The sequence below is a fragment of the Pseudoalteromonas sp. bablab_jr011 genome (assembly GCF_016464045.1).
GTDB classification, from domain to species: Bacteria; Pseudomonadota; Gammaproteobacteria; order Enterobacterales; family Alteromonadaceae; genus Pseudoalteromonas; species Pseudoalteromonas lipolytica.
Window position 1 is genome coordinate 22,033 of sequence record NZ_JACDWU010000122.1, and the last position, 24,972, is coordinate 47,004.

A 24,972-nucleotide genomic window follows, 5' to 3' on the forward strand; every position below is an offset into this window, starting at 1 on the left:
CGTAAATTACTCTACCTGTTTACGGCTTATACGCGTATAATGCGCACTTTTTGTGGGGCGCAAAAATTGAATATTATTACTCTCAGCGTATTGTCGCTTGCAATGTCAACCGACGCGTTTGCTGCATCAATCACCAAAGGCAGTTCACTTAAAAACCCACGTATTCTTAGTGCCATTAAATTGGGTTTAATTTTTGGCTGCATTGAAGCAATTGCCCCTGTCTTAGGTTGGTTAATTGGCAGTGCGGGTGCCGAGTACGTTGAAGCCTATGATCACTGGATTGCGTTTGTATTATTGGTGGGCCTTGGCATACACATGATCATTGAAAGTCGTAAAGACGACGATGACGACGCCGACGAAGTGCCAAGCAATAAGCGTTCATTAATGGCAACCCTGCTGACCGCAGTAGGCACCAGTATTGATGCAATGACCGTGGGCATAAGCCTTGCGTTTATGAAAGTTAATATTTATGTTGCTGCCGCAATGATAGGTCTCGCCACAACCGTAATGGTGACTATCGGCTCATTACTGGGGAATGTGATGAGTGGCTGGGTTGGCAAAAAAGCTGAAGCCATTGGCGGTATTGCCCTTATCTTAATTGGCTCAGGCATTCTATACAGCCACACTTACGCTTAATTTTAGCTGTTCAAACGGCTATTTTGGGCAAGGTTAACCACACCTTGCCCAAATCTCTCTCCTGTCTTCTGTGTTCTCATAAAAAGCCTGATATAAAAAGCCTGATATAAAAAGAGTGCCATCACGCATAATTTGTCTTCAAATTTTAATAAATGCCTTGTATGTTATGACAAACCACTAAAGGAATGACGCTATGACCCCTAAAACGCTGATTTTCAACTTTGATGGCACAGGCAGTGAGCCCCGTGATGCAGAACAATTTAGTGCCGCTCATTTCAAAGAAGATGCCAGTATTTCCAATATTCTTAAACTTCATTTGTTATTTGGCGGCACACTCAACAGTGAACCCGAAACGCCATTCCCAAGCCAACTTAGTTTTTATTACCAAGGCATAGGCACTCAAGGAAGCCGCTTCAGACGTTTATTCAATCAAGCATTAGCCCCAAGAGGCGACGATGTCGCCAGTATTTTAAACCGCGCAATAAACGACTTTAAACAATATTACGCTGTGGGCGATCGGGTTTTGCTAACGGGTTTTAGTCGTGGTGCAGCATTGGCAAGGCGTTTTGCAAAATGCCTTGAGCCCTTAATAAGCGACAATGTTTTTTTATGCGTATTTGATACCGTGGCATCTATTGGTTTTTCAAAAGTGACCAAAGCAACACGTGGCGCTGAACACGTTATTTTTGAAAACTACACCCTAGCCAGTAATATTAACGCAGCCCTGCATTGTGTTGCGCTGGATGAAAAGCGCCGCGCGTTTGAGCCAACACTCATAAACAAAGCGCCCCATGTAGAAGAGGTATGGTTTGCGGGCGCACACTCTGACGTGGGTGGCGGGTATTACCGTGATGGCTTAGCCGACATTTGTCTGCGTTATGCTATTGAGTGGTTAATAGAACAAACTATTTCACTTAACCTTCTGACCAGTGCTGATATTAATTACCATAGTTTACTGCCCGATGAGCACCGTAATTTAATTGCCCAAGACGATGTCACTGTCACCCCCGATCCGTTGGCGCTTAGTCACCAACAAAATTACTTTTGGTTTAATCCTTTATTTAAGCTTGTTGACCGAGAGTGCTGCGTATTGGTTGATAATGAGCAAAGTGAACATCCTCCCACAATTCATTACACCGTGGCAGAGCGTATTAACCGTTTAACCAGTTATCGCCCTGAGTCGCTAAAAAGCCTTACGTATGATGTGCTCTACAGTGATGACAGCCGCTTAACCTTCAACGGCTTAAGCCCACATATTGCGCTTGATAAACAAAACATGACCGTACTCAGTATTGGTCAAAGTAAAGATGTATTTGTTTATGGCGCCGAAAAATATAACCACACCGGATTAATGTTAGCGCAAGGGGCGACCTATCGGTTTACGCCTTATCCTGATCAAACTTGGTATGACGATGGCATTAGTTGCGGCCCCGCGGGTTGGCATCGTGATAACGTGCAATTAGGTGTAAAAGAAATTCCCATGGCTGTGCTTGAGCCATTTAGACGCTTAGCGCATGCACAGTGGTTTGCACTTATTGGCGCGATTGATGACAACGATGAGCATTTATTTGAAATTGCTGAAGGTGCCGATATTCGCATTACAAAGTCAGGCGAGTTTTGCCCATTTGCGAATGACTTAAATCGTTTTTATGGTGCCAATGCCGGACGTATCAAGTTGCGTGTTACGCGGTTAGGCTAACTCACTGTGTTTTATAGGAACTGATTATATCGGTTATTGCTTGCTTGTTGAATTGAATCGCGTGGTTAATAGCCTGTCGTTCCTCCTCGGAGAGGCTCAAGTCGCTTAGCATAAAATAAATATAATCGTTATTAATAATATACGGATGAATTTTTACGTTGTTAGCCTGATGTTGTTGAATCAAGCTTAAGCCTGCTAGTTCATCGTCAATAAAAAAATCAACGCGTTTGGCCACCAGCATTGCTAAGCGCTGTCGTAATGATGGGACAGTAACAAACTGATCTTTATATTTTTTATTCGTACTTAAACGTGTCAATTCATCGCCATAATAACTGCCGCTATTGGTAAGAATAGTTTGTTTATGGTCGAGTAAACCTTTTAAGTCTTGTGATTCCAAATGGCTGTGCGGATACCAAAAAAGACGCATAACTTCGTTACGATAAGGCACTGAAAAAGTACTAAAATCATCTCGCTGCTGGCTGTAGCTGGCTGCGGGAAGTAAATCAACAGTGCCATGTTTTAATTCAGCAAATCCACGTTTTGACGAAGGCATTACAATAAATTGACTGCAAAACCCCGCTTCTTTTAACACCAAGTCAGTAATCTCTATATCAATCCCGGTGAGCTGATCATTTTGGCTAAAAACATAGGGTCGCCACGATTGGCTCACCCCGACTTTTAAAACCCTATCGCAGCTAAACGCTTCAGTGCTTAACGCAGCAAAAACCAATAAGAAAAGCACTTTCATCGTCATCAACACACCTGTAGTTTAAGAGCCTAAACTCATCACTCTTTTAGTATGGTTCATAATAGGTGAAACACAAAAACTAAGCGAGGAGGAAAGTGAGCAATTAAAATAAGGAAAAGTTAGAGATTAGACACTAAAAAAGCAGCCCGAAGGCTGCTTTGTAGGGAAATCACATTTTAATAAAATACACTACATGTAGCTAGGTAGGTTTAAAGTGCTTTCCATACATCCACAACGCCGGGCTCTTCTCCTTGAGTCCACCACTTCGCTTCGTATTTTGTACCTTGGTGAACGACTTGGTCGCCCCCGTTGTAGATACCAACAGCTTGCCAAACCACATCACCATTACCGTCTGTTGGTTTTGAGCTTGCTTCCCACGGGCCACCTAAATCAGGACGGTTTCCTTGTGTCCACCATTTTGCAGTATATTCAACACCGTTATAGATTACCGTGTCACCGCCCACATAAATGGCGGCTTCATCCCATGTTGTATCGCCACCCGGTGGGTTTGTTGTGCCAGAGTCTGTCACTGTCACGTTGAAGCTTACCGATGTCGTAGCTTGTGTGTCAGATACCTCTACCGTTACAACATAGCTTGTATCGGCATCAACGCTGCCCGCTTGCAAACTAATATTTGCACCTGAACCCACCAATGTTAAGCCTGCAGGCACTGTCCAGTTATAGCTAAGTGCATCATTATCTGCATCTGTAGCAGACACAGATACCGCAACGCTTGCATCTTCAGCAACGGTTTTATCTGAAATTGCAGCCACAACAGGCGCTGAATTGCCGCCCGTACTTGGCGCCACAACATTCACTGTTACATTACGGCTCACCACGGCTTTACCGTCGGTGACCGATACCGTTGCTAGGTATTGCGCATCACTTGTCACTGATGGCGCAGCAATAACCAGTGTATTTGAGTTTTCACCCGTTACAGACAGCGCGGCGTCTGCTGTCCAGCTATAAGTCAGTGCATCGTTATCGGCATCGGTTGCTGATGCAGCAACTGAAACAGACTCACCGGCGTTTACAGTTACGGTGCTTGATACTGACAGCACAGGCGCTCTGTTGCTAGGCTCTGTAACCGCACCACCTAAACCTTCGTGCATCGCATTCAGGATATCACCATTATCGGCATCGATTTCCCATGCAAATAATCCCCCTAAGTCATGTTGATTAACATAGTTACCCTTTGCAATAACAGAGGCAGGGCTGTCATACGTAATCAATTTACCTGTAGAGCGATTCCAGACATATGCGCCTTTTGCTTGCTCATCGTAGCCCACTTCAAAGCCATTAATACCGGTGCCTGCTGCGCCGATCATATGTGCTTTTATGCCTTTATAATCAATAACACCGTCTTCCCAGACGCCTTGCGCAGTGCTGCCTTTTAAAGGACCCGCCCCTGTTGCAGTCATAGGGTTACCATCAATAGTCGTGCCTGCTGGGTAAACCCCTTCCCAACCACGACCATACATCGCTGTGCCCACAACAATTTTCTTCGATGGAACATTTTGCGCAAGTAATAACTGCACTGCGTTATCGGTGGTGTAAGCAGGTCCTTTGTATGGTACGCCTTGGGCGTCAACACCCGTGCCATCACATTGACCAGGGCGGAAATGCGATGAACAGTACAAGGCGGTTTGATGGCCTGTTACTCCACTCCACGCGCCGTAAAAATCGTACGTCATGGCAAAAATGTAATCCATATATTGGCTAGCTGCTTGGTAATCAACATCTTCAATTTTGTCGTAGCCTGCACCAATTGCTGATGTTAGCTCATATTGACGACCAGTCTCGGCTTCAAGCTCATCAAGCATAGCTCGCAGCTCTTGCATTAATGCCACATAAGCAGGGCCATCTGCAATTGGGTCACCTAACGCCGGATTAGCACCGTCGCCCCCAGGGAATTCCCAGTCAATATCGACACCATCATAGAATTTCCATGTTTTTAAGAACTCTTTCATTGATGCGACAAACGTGTCACGGTTTGCTTTATTAGTAAAATATGCGAATGGGTCAGATAACGTCCAACCGCCTACAGATGGCAATATTTTTAAATCAGGGTAGCGTTGTTTTAGCGCCATTAATTGTGAGTAAGTACCACGGATTGGGTCGTCTGCACTGACACCCGGAAGGGCTTTTTGAATCGCTGCCCACGGATCATGAATAACGACTTCAAAATCTTCAGAGCCCGCACACGCAGTATTTAGCGCGTTTTTAGGGCCTCCAGTCAGTGAATCATTCGGACCACAAATTGGAATAAAACCATATAAAATGTGACTTAAGTTTTGTGCAGGAATATTTGTGACATCGTAGTCACGCCCATAAATACCCCATTCAACGAAATAAGCCCCTGTTACCAACCCTTCTTTTGTACCAATGTCTTTATTATTGGGATCGTAATCCATGGGTAATGGGGCTAAGTGCGCACCGTCGGTGTCGGCAATAACAATGGGTTTGCCTTCACTGCGCGCGCATGTTGTGCCACCTTCACAAAGCTCAACATACAAAGTGTGGCGACCCGCTTTATCATAAGGGAAACTAATCACTCCGCTTTTAGTGCCCGCAGCCAAAGGGCCTTCATTTACCAGCATATTGTCAAAATACACTTTGTAGCTATCGCCACCATCACCGCTCCATGCATTCCACTCAATGTTAATCGTTACTTGATCAACACGTTTAACGAGGCTTTTATACGAGCCCGTTCCTTCAAGGTTTACTTCAACAAACGAGTACTCTTGCGGTTCCCAAATAATGGTCGGTGTCGATGGTGCAGCATTCGCTGCACTGGCACATAATGCAACACCAATGGCTGCGCTTAATTGTTTTATATTCATGATTCTCTCTTATCTATTTTTATTTAGCTGTTTGCTGTTATTGATAAAGTTTGAACTACAAAACTTTAGATTTTTGCCCATACTTGGCTGGTACTCGGTGTATCGCCCTGAGTCCACCACTGCGCACGATAGCGCTGTCCTTGATAGGTCACCTCGTCACCGCCTTGGTAGGCTTTGCCGATGTTCCATTCGCTCGATGCCGAACCTGATTCAAGCTGCCATGCATCACTGCTGTCGGGTTGTGCGCCTTGGTTCCACCATTTCGCACTGTAGATCCCGCCGTTAAAGCTCACTTTATCGCCGGTGTTATATTGCGCACTGTTATTCCACGCGGGCGCATCGGGGTTTGGCTCAACCACACTGCTATTTAGTACCGTGACCGTAAAGCTGGCTTCGCTGGTAAGCATGCTGTCAGATACTGAGGCCGTGACAGTAAAAGAGGTATCTGCATCGACTTCTGGTGCTATTAACGTGATGTCGGCACCCGCCCCAGTAAAGCGAACAGGAGCCGGTACATTCCAGCGGTATGTTAATGCGGTTTGCTGATCGTCAAAGGCATGTAAGTGCACATCTGCCGTACTATTTTCATTCAGAGTGATATCTTCAGGTTGATGGATAATAGGGGCAGTATTTTCAGGTGCGGCTTTTACGCTCAGTGCAAAACTGTAGTTGGCGTTTGTTGCAAACACCTGATTGGTTAATATATCGCTGGCATTAAAAGCGATTGTGCCACCAGCATCTTGCACACCAATGCGTAGTAAATGGCTGTAATTCAGATTAAGCAGCTGAGCAAACTCTGCTTGCCAATTAGCCTGATTATCGCTGGTGACTTGCATTTGTTGTGTAAACAGCTCTTGCCCTGTTTCATCAAACAAACGCGCAGACACACTGTCACCCACTTCGGCATTTTGACCTTGGCGCACAAAATACGTCAGTGCAGACCATTCACTCGGATCCGTCGGTGCAGTGTCTGTGACAATGGTAATATCGCTACAATTATAAAAGCCCTCGCCACCTGCATCATCACGCTGCCAGCGAGTATATAAAATAGCGTCGCCACGGCGCTCAGCAGGAATAGACACGCTCATTTCATAGTAACGGTCGTTATTATCACCAATCACAAAATCAAGATTGCCGTATTCCTCAACCAGCTCTAAATCGTCCCACGTGAGAACGTCTGTGGCGCTATCAAATCCAGGCTTTGTCAGATAGAACTGCCAAAAACTTGGGTTATGAGGCGTACTTGCTAAAAAACGCACTAAAATATCGCCATTCGCGTTGGGCACCACCTCGGTACGTTGCCAGTGAGCTGAGGGTAAATCCATGCCTCGTTTTTCACTGTCGCCTGCCGCACATAAACGGCCATCGGGCACACTGTCTTTTACCGCTGCTAGGTTGGTGTAATCAATCGTGTTCGCTGAATATTCAATATCTTGCACAAACTGCACATGCCCTGCCTCTGCAAATGCTGCACGGCAAGCAAGGTTAGGAATAGCGCTACCATCAGCGGGCCACCAATAACCGCCGTCTGCCTGACAAAATGCTTGGCGAGCTTTAGGGCTTTCTAAAAATCCGTGGGCATTCACATGGCTTGATGCACAGGCAAGCAGCATGCTGGTTGCCACTGCCGATAAAGACAATGCCTTCGATTTAGTTGTTTTCATTGTTGTATTCTCGCTGTAGAAATGCGGAGCACATTGCGTGCCCCGCTTTGTTGAGTTAAAGCGTGCAGCTCACAGTCCAATCAGCTGATGTGCCTGGCTCTGTGCTTGTCCACCACTTAGCTTCGTAAATCACATTGTTGTGATTCATCAGATCACCGCCAACGGCATGGCTTGGGTTACCAGCCCAGTCTGTTTGCGGCCAATTTGGATAGACCGCAATGCTGGCGACATCGACACCGTCACACGTTGCATCGTTACCCTCTGTGTCACCGCCATTATCACCACCATTGTCACCGCCTGGGTTTGTGGTGCCCGGCACGGCATCAGGAAGCATTGGGTACTCGTATTTAAATGCGTAGGTTTTGCCCTCTTTTTCAATAGTGAAATTAGTTGGGCCAGTAATAGGCATGTAATACATGACTTGTGCATCAACGGTTTCACCGGTGTTAAAGGCTTTTTCAATTCCACCCCACTCATTTACAAGAGTGATTGAAAAGCGATGGAATTCATTCTCATAACCACCAATATTGTTGCCCGCAGCATTCGAGCCATTTGCCTCAACCGCCATACCGAGCTTTTCTTGCGCATTCCAGTTCGACTTGAAAATGGCTGACGTCGATACCGGCACATCAAAGCTAATTTTCGCGCCGCTTAAATCAATATTTGAGTTATTAGTAAATGAGAAAGTCGGTGAAATTGGGTAGTTATCATCACCAATCGGGAAGTCTTTAACCGTAAAGCTCACATCTACAGCTTCGCTGGGCACGGTAAAATCAACATTGCCTTGATGTGTGTCGTATGCCACACCGCTTTGATTAAACTTATCGTAAGCCAGCGTCGTTAAACTTGACCCCATAAAGTACTCGCCTTTTGCCGAGTCGTAATCAAAGTCACCCGCCAGTTCCCAAAACATGATGCCACCTAAGCCATTGTTGATAACGTAATCAACTTTGGTTGCCATCGACTGTTCATCTTCAATTGATAAGAACACCTTTTTATCTGCGTTCCATAACCAAGGCGCCACGGCAACATCATCGTAATAACGTGTATAAGTGCCCGTTAAAACATCATCTGTGTCGGTATCTGGCGTTAAGCCGTAGATTTCAAGGTAAGACGGATTAATCCCGTTTTCTAAGTTTTTCGCATGCCATAAAGGATTAGAACCTGCAGGCATTTCTTCACCTACATCGTTCTTGTCATGCCACAGGTTATCAATGCCTAGCGCACCATTGCCGCATAGGTTTTTCTCACCAACCCCGGTGCCTTTTGCACAGTTAGATTGATCAGGTAACGCAGCTTGTCCCCACAGGCCATGTGTGCCACCCGACACATCTTTAAAACCACGCGTGTAATAAGGAATACCAATATTGATGCGACCCGCTGACACCGCGCCACGGAAATAACGTACAGCCCAATCGGTATTTAAGTAACCAATGCCTTCGAACTCAGCTGTTGTATACACGCCCCATTGTGCAAGCTCTGAATCAAGGCCAGTGTCATACAATGCTGCGTTGTGACCTACGTGTGAGTTCCATGCGCCATGTAAGTCGTACGACATAATGTTCACGTAATCTAGGTACTTCACGCTTTGGAAAGTTTCCATACCACGCAGTAAGTAACCCGAAGACGGTGATGCAATCGTGAGTAGATAATGCTTACCTGCTTTTTCACCCGCAATATCAAGCTCTTCACGCAATTTTTGCATCAGCACACGATACGAGGCATTTAAGCCTGCTCGACGCGCATTCGAAATAGCAAAATCATCAGGATGGCCCGAATCATTCATCGACGATGGGTATTCATAGTCAATATCAACCCCATCAAAACCATACGTTTCAATGAATTCAACGGCGCTTTTCGCAAACGCATCAATACCAGCTTGGTTTACCGAGCCATCGGCATTCGTTGTCATTGTGTAAAAACCACCGCTGTTTACGCGCGTGCCATCTGCACCAAAATAACCACCGGTTTCGGCCCAGCCACCCACAGAGATTAATGTTTTTACATCTGGATGCTGTTTTTTAAATTTATTCAGTAGATTAAAGTGACCTGTGTAGCTAAAGCTAGGATCCATTTCGGCCCCTGTTACCCCCGGCCAAGTCATATTTGTTGCGGGGTTGCCCGCAGCATTCGGATCGCCTATCGACACCTTGTTATTGGCATCAACGTGCGCAAAGGCGTAGTTAATATGGGTAATTTTGTCCCACGGAATATCATTCACTAAATAACTCGGTTGACCATTTGCACCATTGCGCCAGCTAGTGAAATAACCAATCACACGACGCGGATGATCAGCGCCCATTTTTTCACGGCCATTGCTGTCATAAACTGTACAATACGGTGTATTCACACCCGGTGTTTGGTATAAACCGTGTGGCTTACAATCAGCACCTGGCGGCGTCGCTTCAACCACATTCACAACGTGAGTGGCAGTGCCAGTTGCGCCTTCATTGTCTGTCACGGTTAACGTAAAGGTAAATTGACCCAGTGCCGGTGCTTGCCATGTATAGCTTGATGACGCGCTACTTGCCTGATAAACAGCGCTGTCATTTTCTGCCAAACTAAGCCCAGTCACCTGACCATCGCTATCACTGCCCGAAAGTGCAAATACAATATCAGTACCCACGGTAACTTGACTCGCTACAGTGCTAAATTCAATGCTTGCTGTCGGCGCTTGATTACCCGGTTCGACAGCATCAGACACACTCACCGAATGTGCCACCGCTGTTGATGTAAGCCCTAACTCATCCGTTGCAACCGCACTTATTACATGGCTTCCGACGGTTGCCTGCCAACTTGTTGAATATGGCGCACTGCTTGTAACAGCCACCGATGTTCCATCAACAAAAAATTCAACACTCGCAACTGTGCCATCAGTATCAATGGCGCCAGCCCCTATGACAACGCTGTCACCAGTGGTAAACAAAGAACCCTCAGCAGGGTTTAAGCTTGTTACTTGTGGTGCTTGATTCTCACTGACAGCGCTGTCACAAACACCCAATAAACGCCACTCTTGATCAACACCGGATGTCTCCACGGGGTTAGTCTGTGTCCACCATTTAGCTTCATAGGCACTGTCTTGTGCTTGCACCTGATCGCCACCGACATGTGTTTGGCCTTGCTGCCATACTTCTAAGTTACTGCAATCAATTGCAGCCTGTGCTGTAAAGCCAAATACACTGAGTGACAGCGCACTTAGTTTAAAGGCATTTTTTATTAATTGATGTGAGCTCATTCGCTCCCTCCGCCCAAGGTTGTTATAACAATTATTTTACATTTCCAACCTAAAAGTAACATAAAAAATAATCAGGTCAACCTCTAATTTACCCAATAAAGGTAAATGCATTCTTATTTTTACTGAAAAATACCGTTAATCTCTGTCAAAACTGATAAAAATTATTGAGCTGCGACTAAAACTTGCTCGATTCTACAGCGTAAAAATGAACACAAAATTAACAAGTTTTTAACCTTGAAGCGTACGGCTTACAAGGCATTTAGAATTTGGCGAGGGAAAATAGCGGTAAATAGCGTTAATAAAAAATGTATCTTTTTTGGGTATATAGCGAATAAATTAGTTTTATTGTAAAAACATATATAAAAATTGTGTAAAAAGTAAACGCGGTGACTTTTTTAGAAGATGTTTGAGATAAAAAAAGCAAACAGCGGGTGTTTGCTTTTATAAAAAATCCTATTTGATCACAACTCAATTAAGCAGCGATTAAATAGGACTCTCGTCCTGCATGTTTTGCCTTACGCTGATACGCACCTTTGCCTTTTTTAGCTTTTTCAACTTTAGCCTGAAACAGCTTAGAGGTAACCAATGCAGCATAGGCATTGTCGTTAATTACGCCGCGGCCAATATCAACTTGGCTTTGGTTTTTTTGTTTCTTTTTGCTCATTTTTTACTCCTCATGAATGTGTCGCGATTGTATACCGTTAATACTGCTACGCAAGTAGTTTTATTAAAAATATGGCTCTTTTTTCACCCTTATTTTGTCGTAATTTAAATCAATGGCTGCCATGCATTTTTGCCATTTTTATGGTTAAGCGTGTTTTTTATTTGCATTCACATACCAACAACTGGCAATACTGATTAAAACAACCATAGTTATTAAAAAATAATGACTAAGAATCAAAAAGAACAACAGGATCATAATGACTGACTTACTGTTAATAGCCTATATTTTCCTCATTGCAGGCATTATTGCCGTGCCAATAGCCACCAAGCTGGGACTCGGGTCTGTACTGGGTTACCTACTGGCTGGTATTGCTATTTCTCCTTTGCTAACCACCTTAAATGTGGATGTGATTGCCATTCAGCATTTTGCCGAATTTGGTGTGGTGATGATGCTGTTTATTGTTGGTCTTGAGCTTGAACCTAAAACACTGTGGTCAATGCGCAAACAACTAATAGGTCTTGGCGGAGGGCAAGTTTTATTAACCAGCGCAGCATTTACTGCACTGGCTATGATGTTGGATCACCCGTGGCAAACAGCTCTCACTATTGGCTTAATTTTATCGCTTTCTTCCACGGCGATTGTGCTGCAAACCCTGTCAGAGCGTGGGTTATTAAAATCAGACGGCGGCCAAGCATCATTTAGCGTGTTACTCACGCAAGATATTGCGGTTATTCCCATGCTCGCATTTATTCCATTATTAGCCCTACCAGAGCTGGCAACAGGAATAACAAGCACCAGCAATAACAGTCATACAGGGCTTAGCCTCGTAGCAGGGCTTGAAAGCTGGCAAGCAGCCTTAGTCACATTAGGTATGATTGCGCTTGTGGTGTTTGGCGGAAGCCATCTCACAGCCCCACTTTTTAGGTTTGTAGCACAAGCACGGCTTCGTGAACTCTTTACCGCCACGGCGCTATTTTTTGTTATTGGCATAGCATTGATGATGTCGTTAGTGGGCCTTTCACCCGCATTGGGCACATTTTTAGCAGGCGTGGTGCTTGCAAACTCCCCCTATAAGCACGAGCTCGAAAGTAATATCGATCCTTTCAAAGGATTACTGTTAGGGCTCTTTTTTATCACTGTTGGCGCCAGTATTAATTTTCAGTTATTAACTGATAACCTCGCGACCATTGTGCTTTTAACGGCGATACTGATCCTTACTAAAACAGCGGCGTTATTAATACTTGGGCGACTGTTTGGCTTAAAAGGAGCCGCCCTATGGTTACTGGCGCTAGGGCTTGCTCAAGCCGGTGAGTTTGGGTTTGTGCTATTAAGCTACAGCGTGGGCAATCATGTGCTTCCATCGGCTTTGGCCGACCAACTGTTATTGGTTGTCACACTTTCTATGTTGTTATCACCGGTATTATACATTGTGTATCAACGTTTCATTGCCCCTCGTTATATTGGCGAGCAAGCTCACCGAGAAGAAACCTTTCCTGAAGATAGCCACGTCATCATTGCTGGCTCTGGTCGTGTTGGAGGGGTTGTCGATTTAATCTTAAAAGCGGGCGGCTTTAATACCACCGTAATTGATTACAATTACAAACAGCTTGATCGATTAGAGCGTGTCGGGATCCGCAATTTTTTTGGTGATGCAACAAGACCCGACTTACTCAGCGCCGCCGGAATAGACAATGCAAAATTACTAGTTGTTACACTTGATGATGCCGAGCAAATAACCAAACTGGTTCGCTATGCAATGCAAAACTATCCGCACCTTCATGTTGTTGCGCGTGCTGTAGACCGCCATCATGTTTATGACTTGTGGGCATACGGGTGTCGCGACATTATAAGAGAAACCTACGACAGCTCCCTTCGCATGGGTCGCAGCGCATTTGAAGCACTCGGCATTGAGCAACAAAAAGCACAAGAGCTGGTTAATATCTTCAGCGAATTTGACAAAGAAATGCTGCGCTTAGCCGCAGACGCCTACGAAATAGGTGTGCCATTTGAAGAAAACCACGCGTACATCGACTGCATTAGTAAACTACTCAACGAAAAAGAGCCTGAGATTAAACAGCGAATGCGCGACATATGCGAACGGGCTGCCAATAGTTCAAAACAATAAAGGCTTACACGTAACAGCGGTTTTATGCGGTATAACTCAAAGTGAATTAAACCGCTGCTATACGCTTTGCTTTACCCCAGCTGCGTTTTATAAATGCAGGGCGCTATACGTATACCATTGTGCTTAATTAAGTATTATTGCCGATAGGTATTCACCTTCGCAAAGACAAAAAAATAGCGCCTTTCGGCGCTATTTAAACTTCATTTCAATATAGGAATTAAAAGCTAAAACTAAGTTTTGCATAGTAGGTCATGCCATCAAAGCCATAAGGCAAGGCACGTACAGGGTACTTAAACGCTTGGTTAGTGATAAAATCAAGTGCTTCATCTTCGCCTAACTCATCAGGGGTCACGTCGAAGATATTATCAATACCTGCCGACAGCATAAGCTCATCAGTTAACTGATAACCCACGTTAATATCAACTAAAACCGCAGACTCTACCGTACTGGTATCTTTAAATTCGCCTGTAGGTGAAAGCTCATCTGGTAAGCCAATATGGTCATTACCAAAGTACTTAACGTCTGTTTCGCCATAATAATTAAAGCGCAACATACTGTTAAAGTCGCCACGATCATATTCAAATGTAAGCGTTGCACGCTCACCTGGTTGACCATCTGTTAAAAAGCTACGCTGCAAATCATCCAGTGCAATCGACTCAGGGATCCCCTCTGGGGCATTAACATTATCAATTTCGGTGTCGTTAATATTACCAGCAAACGTTGCTGAGAAATTACCGTCGTACAAATCAGTACGGTACGAGGCAATAATATCAACCCCTTTCGTGGTTGAGTCTACCGAGTTTGAAAAGTAGTTCGCTTGCTGTGCGCCAGTGGCGTTCAATGCAGCCACAGCCGCAGGGCTAAAGGCAACATCATCCGCAGACATTAAGCTGCCAAGCGTAATGCGGTCTTTAATTTCAACATGATAAAAATCAACGGTTAACGACAGTTCACTGCTCACGTTATAAACAAAACCTGCGCTTAGGTTCTCTGAGCTTTCAAGGCCAAGGTTATCAACGCCCAGTGCTGAAGGAAAATCAGATCCCGCCGTTGCAGTAAATGACTGCAATAATACCCCACCCGCACCTAAGTTAGTGGTGTAAGCCGTGTAGGCACTTTGCTGTAATGAAGGCGCTCTGAAACCCGATGAGATTGCACCACGCACTGCAAAATCATCAGAGATTTCATAGCGTGTCGCTAATTTACCAATGATGTCGTCACCCGCATCAGAGAAATCTTCATAGCGCAGTGCCGTACTCACTTGCCATGCATCTGTCAGCAAGGTTTCAGCATTGACATAAAATGCATAGCTGTCGCGGCTTTCTTTGTTTGATGCCTCAGGACGAAGGCCGTTATAAGCCTGAAAACCACATTCAGCAAATACGCTGTCATCGTTTACCGCTGGGTAAGAAGTGTCTGTATTAGCAAGGCCGCACGCATAGGATGCTTCTTCGCCTGGGACAATTTGATAGTTTTCTTTGCGGTACTCAGCCCCCACCGACACATACACAGGCTCACTGCGGCCAATATTAACAACGCCGTTTAAATCGGCATTCACGGTGGCTTGATCAAATCTAAACCCGCCCGAATACCCGCCTCGTGGGCCCGCATTAGCAGCAATATCTGCATCACTCGCATCTGGGTTATTAGCTACATATTCAGCCGCATAAGAGGCATTTAAGGTATTTTTTGAAGTGAAATCATAGCTATTTTCACCGTACACAGCAGACACATCATAACCCCAGTCAGGGTTCAGCTCGCCACGCAGACCCACTGCAAATGAAATATCTTCGGCTTCGTTGTCTATACGAGGTAAAAAGCCATCGCTGTATACTTGCACCACATTCTTTGCGGCCTGATTATAGTTACGGTAAAAACCATTACCTAATGCTGTTCGGTTTGAATAGCCACCAAATGAGTAAAGTTCAGTGTCACCCAGCGGGAGTGCCATATTATAAAAAAGTGACGTAAACTCGCTGTCAGCATTACCTTGCCCCCAGCGGACATCGTCAGATAATGTGCCAGCAGGAACATCTAACGACCCACCCGTATCACGCTCGGCTCTATTAGTGCCATCAGCATTACGGTATTCAGCCGAAAAATTAATAAACCCCCCTTCGTCGCCTAAATCAAAACCACGATTTAAACCAATCGAAATCGTATCGCCGTCGCCTTCGCCCGTACTACCTGCTTGCACATAGCCCGTTGTCACACCGGTAGAATCGTTAAGTGATAAGTTAATCACCCCTGCAATTGCATCAGAGCCATATTGCGCCGCTGCGCCATCACGCAATACTTCAACCCCTTTTAATGCGCTAAGCGGAATAGCGTTCATGTCGGTTCCCGCTGCACCCGCGCCCACAGTGCCGTTTAGGCCAAAAATAGACTGATTATGACGACGTTTACCATTAATAAGCACCAACGTTTGATCTGGCTGTAAACCGCGCAGAGTCGCGGGTCTAAATAAATCCGACCCATCTGACACTTGCGTACGAGAAAAGTTAAAAGACGGTGCGGTCGCTTGTAAACTTTGGCCAAGTTCAGTGAAGCCCCCTTTATTCAGGGTATCAGCATCAATTAAATCAATAGGAGAGCTTGATTCGGTCGCAGTGCGGTTTGCTACTCGCGATCCCAAAACTGAAATTTGTTCAATATTTTTATCAGCTTGAACGTCTGTTGCTTGCTCAGCAGCCTGCAATGAAGTCGCCGACACAGCGACGCTGACGGCAATAGCCAGCATACTAAAAGAATGTGTTGTCATGTGAATCCTGTTGATATTCTGGCTTTTCCAAAGCTAAAAAATAAAGCGCCCCACAGGGAGAAACAAAGGAAAAGCATTAAGCACGTGTTATAGATTTATAAAATCTTAATTTTGAAAGCTAACTCAAGCCTGCGAGTTAACCTTTACAAAACATCCTATCAACAAAAAAATGAAAAGAAAGAAAAATTAGCTACGACTTAGGTATAATTATACCTATTTGTACTATTAAGTGATTAAAGAAAGGGGTTTTGATTATTTAACGAGCAGAAATAAGCAAGAAAATGCAACTACACACTTATCTCTGCTATTAACAGGATGAGGTTATTCTTGCTCTATCATCGCGAGTTTTTCATCTTCAAGCATCAGCGCCATCGTTGCAATCTCAGACAAGCTTTCATCTAACGCGGTAAAAAAGGTCGCAAAACCTTCTCCTAACTTATCAGGCTCGGGGTGATTTGCAAGCGCCTGATCCCACATGGCTAAGGTTGTGAGTAAATCAAGCGTTGCTTCAAAATTATCAATAAACAGCTGACCATCACCTGCGTTGTCATTCTGTTCATCGGCTTTCAACAAAAATTGTAAATCACTATGCCAGATATCTTGGTTAACAATATAGGCTGCAATATAGCCACTGCAAAAATCTTGCAATGCTTGGCTTGGCTCGTTGGCTTTCACTTCATCTGGGTATAAATGTACGAGTAATTTTTTTTGCTCAACTTGTGCTTCCGTTACATTATCAAGCAGCTCAATCATCGCATCACGAGGGGCTGACTCAGTCATTAACGTGTTAAACACCGTTTCGTCGCCGTCGGCTATGTAATTAGCCAATTCAGACTCGCCAAAAAACTCAGAACACGCTAACAAGCCACTCATAAAACCGATTACTTGGTCTAAACTAACCTGCTGTGTTTCGCTTTGACTTGCGAGATAATTTTTAAATACATCTGCACTTTCTTTATTAAGCATATTGAGCCTTTATATTTTGCCTTTGTTAGGGTGTATTCCTACACTAGCGAATCCACATTTTTTTGCAACAACTTAGATATTGTCAACAACTTGCCTTACATGACTGAGGATCGGAAACACACAGCTAATACGCGTTCCCATACCTTGTGTACTTTGAATATCAATCCGACCTTGATGCTCATGCACAATAGCGTATGCCATGGTCATGCCCATACCGGTTCCCTCGCCTACAGGTTTTGTGGTGTAAAAGGGATCATAAATTTTAGCCATTGTTTGCTCCGACATTCCCTCGCCATTGTCTTCAATATCAATGTAAATATGATGCTCAATCTCATACACCGACACCGTAACCTGTGCCTCTGAGCGATTACTGTCACATGCTTGCTTGGCATTTATTAAAATATTAACGACAACTTGGCTTATCGCAGGCAAATTACACCAGCTAATCGAAATAGGACTGTAGTGGGTGTGTAAGTGGTAATCGTTTAACTGATTTGCCAACAGTTTTACGGCACTTTTCACCGCGTCAGTCATATCGGCAAATTGCTTTTCGTGCCCTTTAGGCCGCGAAAAATCGAGCAAATTTGCAACTATTTTACGGATCCGTTGTAAGCCTTGGGCAGTGTCGCTAATTAGCTCAGGCAAGTCGTTGGCTACATAATTAAATTCATGTTTTTTATTCAGTTGCGTCAATTGCTCAGAAAAAACATCTCTTTCAATGTGTCGCTTGGCAAACTTGTCACATGCACTAAGCAACTCACTAAAAAAATCACAGTAATCTTTTAAACAGTCAACATTACTAATACTGTAAGCCAGTGGATTATTAATTTCATGCGCAACACCCGCGCAAAGCGTGCCAAGTGTTGCCATTTTCTCGGCCTGAATAAACATCGCCTGATGATGCTCTAAATCAGCAATTTTTTGTTCAAGTTCACTGTTTAATGCAACCAACAGCCGGCTTTTATCTGCTAACAATTGCTCCGCTTGTTCACGCGCCGCTTTTTCTAGTAAATAGGCTTGTTTAAAATCACCCATTTTAGCCTCAAACTTAGCTCATCTCTTATAAAACCTAGCACAAGCCCTAATTTAAGGCTATGTTATTGATTAAAGATGATTCAAAGCAATGTGGTATGGCAAAACAACTTAATAAAGAACATATTCAGGTTTTATGCATTGATGACGATGAAATTGTTTTACGCACCTTAGTTAGGTTGTTAACGGCAAATAATCTTTCGGTTAAAACCAGCCTTTCGCCCATTGAAGCACTAAAACTTTTAGACAGTTTCACCTTTGATGTGATCATTTGTGACATGCGCATGCCCGGTATGGATGGCGCAGACTTTTTTGCACAAGCAATCAACATTGCCCCCGATACACAGCGTATTTTATTAACCGGCTATTCCGATATCGACAATACCATTGCCGCTGTAAATAAAGGAAAAATTCACGCTTATATTCAAAAACCTTGGCAAAATGAGCTGTTGTTACGCAACATTCATGACGGTATCGAAAAAACCTCTTTAAAACGTAAAAATAAGCAACTTGAGCAAAAAATTAAAGCCCAAAACAGCCAACTAAAAGAGCTCAATAATAACCTTGAGCAGATGGTTGAAAAACGCACCCAACAAATACGTAAAGTGCTTAAACAGCTTGAAGAAGCAAACGAACGTGAAAAACACGAGCACCGCACAACTTTCGAGATTCTATATAATTTTATCAACGCCAACCCATACCTAGATGGTATTCAAGCGCAAAATATAGCGAACACCTGCAAGCAAATTGCGCAGGCACTTGGGTTAGATAAAAAACACATAGAAATGGCCGAAATGGCAGGCTATTTAGCGCAAATTGGCTTATTGGCAATGGAGCCAGCCCTGTATAAAAAGCCCACGCGTGAATTAAACGAAAATCAAAAAAAGCTTTTTTATACGCACCCAAGCACGGCGCAACTTATGTTAATGCCCGCAACGCATTTACACGATGTATCCGAAGCCATTTATTACCAATTTGAGCAATACAATGGCAATGGTATTCCAAAAGGATTAAAAGGCGCCGATATCCCGATAACCGCCATGATTTTGGCTATTTCTCGCGACTTTTGGCAAGCCGTGGCTCAAGTCAGTTCGCTGGGAAACAGCAAGTTCGAAAATGCACTGGGGCAATTACAACTTTACAGTGGCACCTACTACCATCCTAAATTGCTCGAGATTTTAAGCGGATTAAAAATTAGCTGCGCCAGTAACCAAGTCGTTGGCAGCATGAAAATCATTAATGCAAACGAGTTAAAAAACGGCATGGTGCTTGGGCATGCCCTGAGAAACTACGACGGAATTTTGCTCTTACCTAAAGGGCATGTATTTGGCCCTAAATCGATAAGTAAGTTACAGCAGCTCGAAGCGAAAAAACCGAATCCTTTCAGGATCATGATCAAAAATTAACGAATAAAGTGATCACTTATTATCGCTACTTCGTTACAATGTGATTTATATTACTTTTACTTCTAAAGGAGCGATCAGTGTCGCGATTTTCCGCTATAACAGATAAGCCTCATGATGGCCGATTTAATAAAAAAACCGGTATCTTATTGACCAACTTAGGCAGCCCTGATGCCCCAACCACAGCGGCACTCAGAACCTACTTACGCGAATTTTTATCTGATCCACGCATTGTCGAAATCCCGCGCTTCATTTGGATGATCATCCTGTATTGCTTTGTACTCACGCTTCGCCCAAAGCGCTCTGCTGCACTTTATAAAAGTATATGGACAGAAAACGGTTCGCCATTAACGCATATCACACGCCAACAAAGCGAAAAACTCGCCGCAATTTTAAAAGAGAAAGGCCATCAAGATACCGACGTTGTTATGGCAATGCGTTATGGTAATCCATCGATTGAAGCGGGGCTTGAAGCACTGCGCGAAAAAGGCATTACCCGCGTTATTGTGCTGCCGCTTTATCCGCAATACTCAAGTACAACGATTGGTTCAACGTTTGATGCTGTGTCGAACGTATTACGAAAATGGCGCTGGGTACCCGAGCTTCACTTTATAAACGGCTACCACGACCACCCTATTTACATTGATGCGTTAGCAGCCAGTATCAGCGAAGATTTAAATGCCCATGGCACACCACAAAAACTGGTATTTTCGTATCATGGTATGCCAAAACTATTTTTAGAAAATGGCGACCCTTACTACTGTTTTTGTATGCAAACCACGCGTTTAGTGTCAGAAAAGCTAGGCTTAGACAAAGACTTAGCGGTGACCACGTTCCAAAGCCGTTTTGGTAAAGCAGAATGGTTAAAACCATACACCGATGCCACGCTTGAGAGTTACCCCGCACAAGGCATTAAAGATATTGCCATAATTAGCCCTGCGTTTAGCGCCGATTGCTTAGAAACATTAGAAGAGATAGAAGGCGAAAATCGCGAAATATTCGAGCATGCAGGCGGTGAAAAATACCGTTATATTCCTGCACTTAATACGCGCGATGACCACATTAACGCCATGTATGAAGTTATTAAGCCTTTGCTTAAGTAATTATAGTTAGGCCCTAGTTACTAGGGCCTAATTGATACTCACACGCTGCCTTGTGTCTCGACCACCAAAATACGCGCTTCACCTTTTGGGTGAGCCACATGCTCAGTGCCAACACTGGCATAAAAGATATCTCCGGCATTTAACAGCTCAGCGCATACTTCACCCTGTTGCTTATAAAGCATCTCAACCTGACCACTTAACACCACAAACACTTCTTCACCGTCGTTGGTGTGCCACTTGTAAGGCTCATTCGTCCAATGCAAACGGGTTGTAATGCCGTTCATTGTGGCGATATCTAATGCGCCCCATGCACGGTCGGCAGTAAATTCATGACTTCGTATTACTTTCATTTGTTACTTTCACCTTTAATACTAATTTGTTTAATTAAGTGATCTATTTTGGGCAATATAAGCTCGTTGATAACTGGGCAAACATGTCGTTATTGAGGTGTTCTCGGCAATTACTCCCGCATTGCTCTGCCTCCAGCCTCTTGCATCCATGCAGTCGTAAATCAGACATTTTTAACACAGCTTGCGACAGGTTTAATCCCTCAAAATGATTAAGCATCATTGCGGATTAGTTTAAATAGCCCCTAATCTTTGCGTGTCATCACTAAGGTTATTACCCCTGCAACAATCCCCCAAAATGCCGAACCAACCGTGAACAAGGTCAGGTTTGAAGCCGTCACTAAAAATGTCACTATGGCTGCCTCGGTATAATAAGCCTCTGTTAACGCTTGCTGTAAACTACTGGCAATCGTGGCAAACAAGGCTATACCCGCTAATGCTAAAATAAGTGCTTGCGGTAAACTGGCGACTAAACCAACTAATGTCGCAGCCAGTAACGCCATAATGATATAAAACACACCACCAGCAATACTTGCCCAATAACGCTTATCGGGATTTTTATCGGCTTCGGGGCTCATACAAATTGCCGCAGTGATCGCCGCAAGGTTAATCGAATACCCACCAAATGGCGCGATAAACACATTTAAAAGCCCCGTAACATTCAGAGCAGCCGAGACCGGAGCCTTATAATGATGTGCTTTTAACACAGCGATGCCCGGTAAGTTTTGCGATGTCATCGTCACAATAAACAGCGGTAAGCCCACACTGACCATGGCATTTAAATCAAACTCTGGCGCAATAAATGTAAACTCGCTTAATTTCCATTGCCAACTGCTTGTATCAATTTGTCCGGTCATTGCAGCCATTAAAAAGCCAACCACAACAACGGCTAACATCGCAAAACGGGGGAAATAACGTTTACCACATAAATAAACAGCCACCATCACGCCAATCACTAAGGGCAATTCGTTCATAAAATTGAACACATCAATGCCAAAATTCACCAAGACACCCGCCAACATAGCACAGGCCAATTGACTGGGAATTTTGTTCATCATTTTTTCGAAAATACCGGTGATACCGCATAAAAACACCAACACCGCCGAAAACATAAACGCCCCAACAGCTTGGTTTAAGGTGTAGCCTTGCGCGCTTGAAATAAGTAATGCAGCGCCCGTGGTCGACCACGCAACCAAAATGGGCACTTTATAGTAATACGACAATGCAATAGAGCTTACTCCCATCGCAAGCCCCAGCATTAATACCCAACTGGCCACTAAATCAGGGGTACCGCCTAACACCATCACTAATTGATATATCAATGCAATTGAGCTGGTAAAGCCAATAATCACCGCCACTAAGCCCGCGGTTGCTCGACTGATCAGTTGACTCATAAAGGGGAGACTCCTTGCAAAACATGCAGATAAAAACCTACCTTATCGCAAGAAGCACACGTTGACACTGTACACTTTTGTAGTATTTGAAGAGTAATTTACTATACAGAAGGCCACCTAGTCGCGGTGGCCGTATTTGTGCATCTTTCGGTTAAGTAATCACTAAGCGGCAGTTTGATCAACCACTTCTTCGTTTACTTCTTTCGCTACGGGCTTGTCAAAAATACCTAAGCGGATACGAATAAAGTGCAAAATTTCTTTTGCGACATCAATGCCCAATGCACCTTCTAGGCCTTCAAAGCCTGGGCTTGAGTTTGCTTCACATATTTTAAAATGCTGCTCGTCAAATAATAAATCAATGCCCGCTACATCGAGCTTTAAAACGTTGGCCGTTTGTGTTGCAAGCCACTCAATTTCGGGGGTAATTGGGAATGACTTACCTGTACCACCCGCACTGACATTTGCTTTAAAGTTTTTACCCTGCGAGTTGCGTTCCATACATGCAACGGCACGTCCACCGATAGTAAGTACACGCAAATCACGACCGTGGCTCGACTTAACAAACTGCTGCAAAATAATGTTTGCTTGTGGGTTTGCAGCCTCGATTAACTGCATAAGATCATCAAACTCTTCTTTCGACTTTGATAAAAAGACACCACTGCCTTGCGACCCCGATAACGTTTTGATCACCACCGGAAAACCAATTTGTTTTTCAACTAAATCAATATTTACCGGAAACTTTACGAGCATTGTATTAGGGGTTGGTAAATTACACTCAGCTAAAATTTGCTGTGCAAATAACTTGTCTTTCACCGTTTCGATTGACTGCGAGCTATTCACGCAATACACACCTAAACGCTCAAGGTGGCGAATAATAGCCAAAGCAAAATACGTTGTGCTCGCGCCCATACGTGGAATAACAAAATCAGGTAGTGCAACTGATTGACCATCAATCAAAATGCTTTTGCCATCTTCGCGGGTAATGGTTAAATCAAATTGATCAGGCGAAAAAACTTGTAAATCAATGCCCTCTTCTTTGGCAGCTGCAAGTAAACGCTCAACTTCATAGGTTTCTTGCTTTAACAAGCCCGAACTGTCTTTATAAATGATCCACCCACGCATGGTTAGTACCTCTAGTCTTGGGGTTTAAGTGACAAAAAAACGCGGATTATGCGCAGCATTGCAGCCCGAGTAAAACAAATAAATTTTATCGTCACGATTACCAAAAGCAGCATTGATAGAACAACTATTGACCATTAAGTTAATTTAAGGTAAAAACTTACATTAAGTTAACATTAAAACCCGTAAGAGAAACATGTGAACAGGACGCTTGCATTAATCTTCATTCTTCCAATCAGTGCATTTGCGCTTAACGAATGGCATATTCAAAGCGATGGCTTTATCTCTACGCCAAGCGCTGAAAAGCCTGTTATAGCATACAAATCAGATGAGCAATTTATTGCACCTCAGCCTATTGTTAACTTAACCGCGCCCCTTAATCAGCTTTCAAACAAAGCGCACGACTACTTGTACAAACAAAGGCGCTTACCTAAAACGCTGAGCGATACCGCATTTAGTGAATTTGATATTGAAACACTCAAAACCTTAAAAACCGGTGATCAGTATATTTTGAAGGTAGACGAATACCTAAGTTACACCGTCGAAATTACCGACATTATTGAAGCCAGCAACGGTGATCGCAGTGTGTTTGGTAAACTAAATGATCACGCACAAAACTACCATCAAGCCGTTATGACCCTGACAGAAAATACCTTACACGGGCAGTTTAATGCGGGTAACGAAAACTACCAATTTGAAAGTTATGGCAAGTATGGTTGGGTAACCAAGCTGTAAGTGACAATATTCAAGCAACAAAGGGCGAGTTTGTAGCCGCGGTTTTACATCGCACTACACGCTCGCTCTTTGCTTTTAAGCCGCGTATTACTTGTTTAACACTGGCCACAAAGTCGCGCCATCGCTGTCGATAGGGCTTAAAATTTTCAGGCCTAATATATTTGCAATAAGCGGATACACATCTAAGTTACTCACTTCATCAAGTTGCATACCGTTTTTAAACGCAGGGCCGGTGGCAATAAATGTGGCGGCCATATCATCGGTGTATGCGTAACCATGGGTGCCTAAATAAGGCGCCATTTTGCTGTCGGTGAATACGCGCGGTGCAGTCGTTTGTAAAATAATATCCCCCACACGCGTAATGCAGATCAGTTAAGGAAAAACCAATAAAATAAAGGGTTACAGCGATGATTTATAAAAATCTTACTGAAGCCCTTTTGCTATATGGTCTTTAGCTAATTTTGTCCCCACCTGCTTTAAGCAGCTTTAACTGAATAA

The 24,972-nt window shown here is 43.9% G+C and carries 17 protein-coding genes and 1 pseudogene; 6 read left to right on the forward strand and 12 right to left on the reverse strand.

Annotated features, from left to right (window positions below; genetic code table 11):
- The first annotated feature begins 66 nt into the window (after positions 1 to 66).
- Positions 67 to 636, forward strand: a complete 570-nt coding sequence (locus JIG41_RS04995) for a manganese efflux pump MntP family protein (RefSeq protein ID WP_036972950.1) — start codon at positions 67 to 69, stop codon at positions 634 to 636.
- A 193-nt stretch (positions 637 to 829) separates the two neighbouring features.
- Positions 830 to 2,335 (forward strand): DUF2235 domain-containing protein, encoded by a 1,506-nt coding sequence (locus JIG41_RS05000; protein ID WP_199524341.1) that lies wholly within the window; start codon positions 830 to 832, stop codon positions 2,333 to 2,335.
- Between the two features lies 1 nt (position 2,336).
- Here JIG41_RS05000 and JIG41_RS05005 read toward each other — a convergent pair whose 3' ends face one another.
- From JIG41_RS05005 to JIG41_RS05025, 5 genes are all read right to left on the reverse strand, one after another.
- A complete protein-coding gene (locus JIG41_RS05005; protein ID WP_199524342.1) occupies positions 2,337 to 3,089 on the reverse strand; it encodes an ABC transporter substrate-binding protein in 753 nt (250 codons plus the stop codon).
- Positions 3,090 to 3,292: 203 nt separating this feature from the next.
- Positions 3,293 to 5,926, reverse strand: a complete 2,634-nt coding sequence (locus JIG41_RS05010; protein WP_199524343.1) for a glycosyl hydrolase family 18 protein — start codon at positions 5,924 to 5,926, stop codon at positions 3,293 to 3,295.
- A gap of 65 nt (positions 5,927 to 5,991) precedes the next feature.
- The gene (locus JIG41_RS05015) at positions 5,992 to 7,590 is read right to left on the reverse strand and encodes a lytic polysaccharide monooxygenase (protein WP_199524344.1); all 1,599 of its coding nucleotides are present in this window, start codon (positions 7,588 to 7,590) and stop codon (positions 5,992 to 5,994) included.
- A 55-nt stretch (positions 7,591 to 7,645) separates the two neighbouring features.
- A complete protein-coding gene (locus JIG41_RS05020) occupies positions 7,646 to 10,825 on the reverse strand; it encodes a glycosyl hydrolase family 18 protein (protein WP_199524345.1) in 3,180 nt (1,059 codons plus the stop codon).
- A 472-nt stretch (positions 10,826 to 11,297) separates the two neighbouring features.
- On the reverse strand, positions 11,298 to 11,489 hold the full coding sequence (locus tag JIG41_RS05025; protein WP_036972476.1) for an alternative ribosome-rescue factor A: 192 nt from the start codon (positions 11,487 to 11,489) through the stop codon (positions 11,298 to 11,300).
- A 256-nt stretch (positions 11,490 to 11,745) separates the two neighbouring features.
- Here JIG41_RS05025 and JIG41_RS05030 point away from each other — a divergent pair, with 256 nt between their 5' ends.
- Complete coding sequence (locus tag JIG41_RS05030; RefSeq protein ID WP_036972477.1) at positions 11,746 to 13,614, forward strand: cation:proton antiporter; 1,869 nt, start codon at positions 11,746 to 11,748, stop codon at positions 13,612 to 13,614.
- 217 nt (positions 13,615 to 13,831) lie between these two features.
- Here the strand turns inward: JIG41_RS05030 and JIG41_RS05035 are convergent, their stop codons facing one another.
- The 3 genes from JIG41_RS05035 to JIG41_RS05045 form a co-directional block, all read right to left on the reverse strand.
- Positions 13,832 to 16,375: a TonB-dependent siderophore receptor gene (locus JIG41_RS05035; RefSeq protein WP_199524346.1), complete on the reverse strand. Its 2,544-nt coding sequence runs from the start codon at positions 16,373 to 16,375 to the stop codon at positions 13,832 to 13,834.
- 321 nt (positions 16,376 to 16,696) lie between these two features.
- The gene (locus JIG41_RS05040) at positions 16,697 to 17,341 is read right to left on the reverse strand and encodes a UPF0149 family protein (protein WP_036972480.1); all 645 of its coding nucleotides are present in this window, start codon (positions 17,339 to 17,341) and stop codon (positions 16,697 to 16,699) included.
- A gap of 72 nt (positions 17,342 to 17,413) precedes the next feature.
- Positions 17,414 to 18,376, reverse strand: coding sequence for a sensor histidine kinase (locus tag JIG41_RS05045; RefSeq protein ID WP_199524347.1), 963 nt, complete (start codon positions 18,374 to 18,376; stop codon positions 17,414 to 17,416).
- A 95-nt stretch (positions 18,377 to 18,471) separates the two neighbouring features.
- On the opposite strand from JIG41_RS05045, the gene JIG41_RS05050 reads away from it, so the two are divergent.
- Positions 18,472 to 19,779: an HD domain-containing phosphohydrolase gene (locus tag JIG41_RS05050; protein ID WP_074988578.1), complete on the forward strand. Its 1,308-nt coding sequence runs from the start codon at positions 18,472 to 18,474 to the stop codon at positions 19,777 to 19,779.
- 77 nt (positions 19,780 to 19,856) lie between these two features.
- The gene (gene hemH, locus JIG41_RS05055) at positions 19,857 to 20,879 is read left to right on the forward strand and encodes a ferrochelatase (RefSeq protein ID WP_074988485.1); all 1,023 of its coding nucleotides are present in this window, start codon (positions 19,857 to 19,859) and stop codon (positions 20,877 to 20,879) included.
- Between the two features lie 38 nt (positions 20,880 to 20,917).
- On the opposite strand, the gene JIG41_RS05060 is transcribed toward hemH, so the two are convergent.
- The 3 genes from JIG41_RS05060 to JIG41_RS05070 form a co-directional block, all read right to left on the reverse strand.
- Positions 20,918 to 21,229, reverse strand: a complete 312-nt coding sequence (locus JIG41_RS05060; RefSeq protein WP_036972483.1) for a cupin domain-containing protein — start codon at positions 21,227 to 21,229, stop codon at positions 20,918 to 20,920.
- A 242-nt stretch (positions 21,230 to 21,471) separates the two neighbouring features.
- On the reverse strand, positions 21,472 to 22,620 hold the full coding sequence (locus tag JIG41_RS05065) for a benzoate/H(+) symporter BenE family transporter (protein ID WP_036972485.1): 1,149 nt from the start codon (positions 22,618 to 22,620) through the stop codon (positions 21,472 to 21,474).
- Between the two features lie 162 nt (positions 22,621 to 22,782).
- A complete protein-coding gene (locus JIG41_RS05070) occupies positions 22,783 to 23,742 on the reverse strand; it encodes a RimK family alpha-L-glutamate ligase (RefSeq protein WP_036972486.1) in 960 nt (319 codons plus the stop codon).
- Between the two features lie 195 nt (positions 23,743 to 23,937).
- Here JIG41_RS05070 and JIG41_RS05075 point away from each other — a divergent pair, with 195 nt between their 5' ends.
- Positions 23,938 to 24,474, forward strand: a complete 537-nt coding sequence (locus tag JIG41_RS05075) for a hypothetical protein (RefSeq protein WP_065979268.1) — start codon at positions 23,938 to 23,940, stop codon at positions 24,472 to 24,474.
- Between the two features lie 87 nt (positions 24,475 to 24,561).
- On the opposite strand, the pseudogene JIG41_RS05080 reads toward JIG41_RS05075, so the two are convergent.
- Positions 24,562 to 24,834 (reverse strand): annotated as a pseudogene (locus JIG41_RS05080) (alkaline phosphatase family protein); the annotation flags it as partial.
- Positions 24,835 to 24,972: the final 138 nt, after the last annotated feature.

Coding starts and splice junctions, on each gene's coding strand:
- JIG41_RS05045 (WP_199524347.1), bottom strand. CDS start 18,376: ATGGGTGATTTTAAACAAGCCTATTTACTAGAAAAAGCGGCGCGTGAA.
- JIG41_RS05005 (WP_199524342.1), bottom strand. CDS start 3,089: ATGACGATGAAAGTGCTTTTCTTATTGGTTTTTGCTGCGTTAAGCACT.
- JIG41_RS05000 (WP_199524341.1), top strand. CDS start 830: ATGACCCCTAAAACGCTGATTTTCAACTTTGATGGCACAGGCAGTGAG.
- JIG41_RS05050 (WP_074988578.1), top strand. CDS start 18,472: ATGGCAAAACAACTTAATAAAGAACATATTCAGGTTTTATGCATTGAT.
- JIG41_RS05010 (WP_199524343.1), bottom strand. CDS start 5,926: ATGAATATAAAACAATTAAGCGCAGCCATTGGTGTTGCATTATGTGCC.
- JIG41_RS05020 (WP_199524345.1), bottom strand. CDS start 10,825: ATGAGCTCACATCAATTAATAAAAAATGCCTTTAAACTAAGTGCGCTG.
- JIG41_RS05065 (WP_036972485.1), bottom strand. CDS start 22,620: ATGAGTCAACTGATCAGTCGAGCAACCGCGGGCTTAGTGGCGGTGATT.
- JIG41_RS05060 (WP_036972483.1), bottom strand. CDS start 21,229: ATGAAAGTAATACGAAGTCATGAATTTACTGCCGACCGTGCATGGGGC.
- JIG41_RS05070 (WP_036972486.1), bottom strand. CDS start 23,742: ATGCGTGGGTGGATCATTTATAAAGACAGTTCGGGCTTGTTAAAGCAA.
- JIG41_RS05030 (WP_036972477.1), top strand. CDS start 11,746: ATGACTGACTTACTGTTAATAGCCTATATTTTCCTCATTGCAGGCATT.
- JIG41_RS05040 (WP_036972480.1), bottom strand. CDS start 17,341: ATGCTTAATAAAGAAAGTGCAGATGTATTTAAAAATTATCTCGCAAGT.
- JIG41_RS05015 (WP_199524344.1), bottom strand. CDS start 7,590: ATGAAAACAACTAAATCGAAGGCATTGTCTTTATCGGCAGTGGCAACC.
- JIG41_RS05025 (WP_036972476.1), bottom strand. CDS start 11,489: ATGAGCAAAAAGAAACAAAAAAACCAAAGCCAAGTTGATATTGGCCGC.
- JIG41_RS05035 (WP_199524346.1), bottom strand. CDS start 16,375: ATGACAACACATTCTTTTAGTATGCTGGCTATTGCCGTCAGCGTCGCT.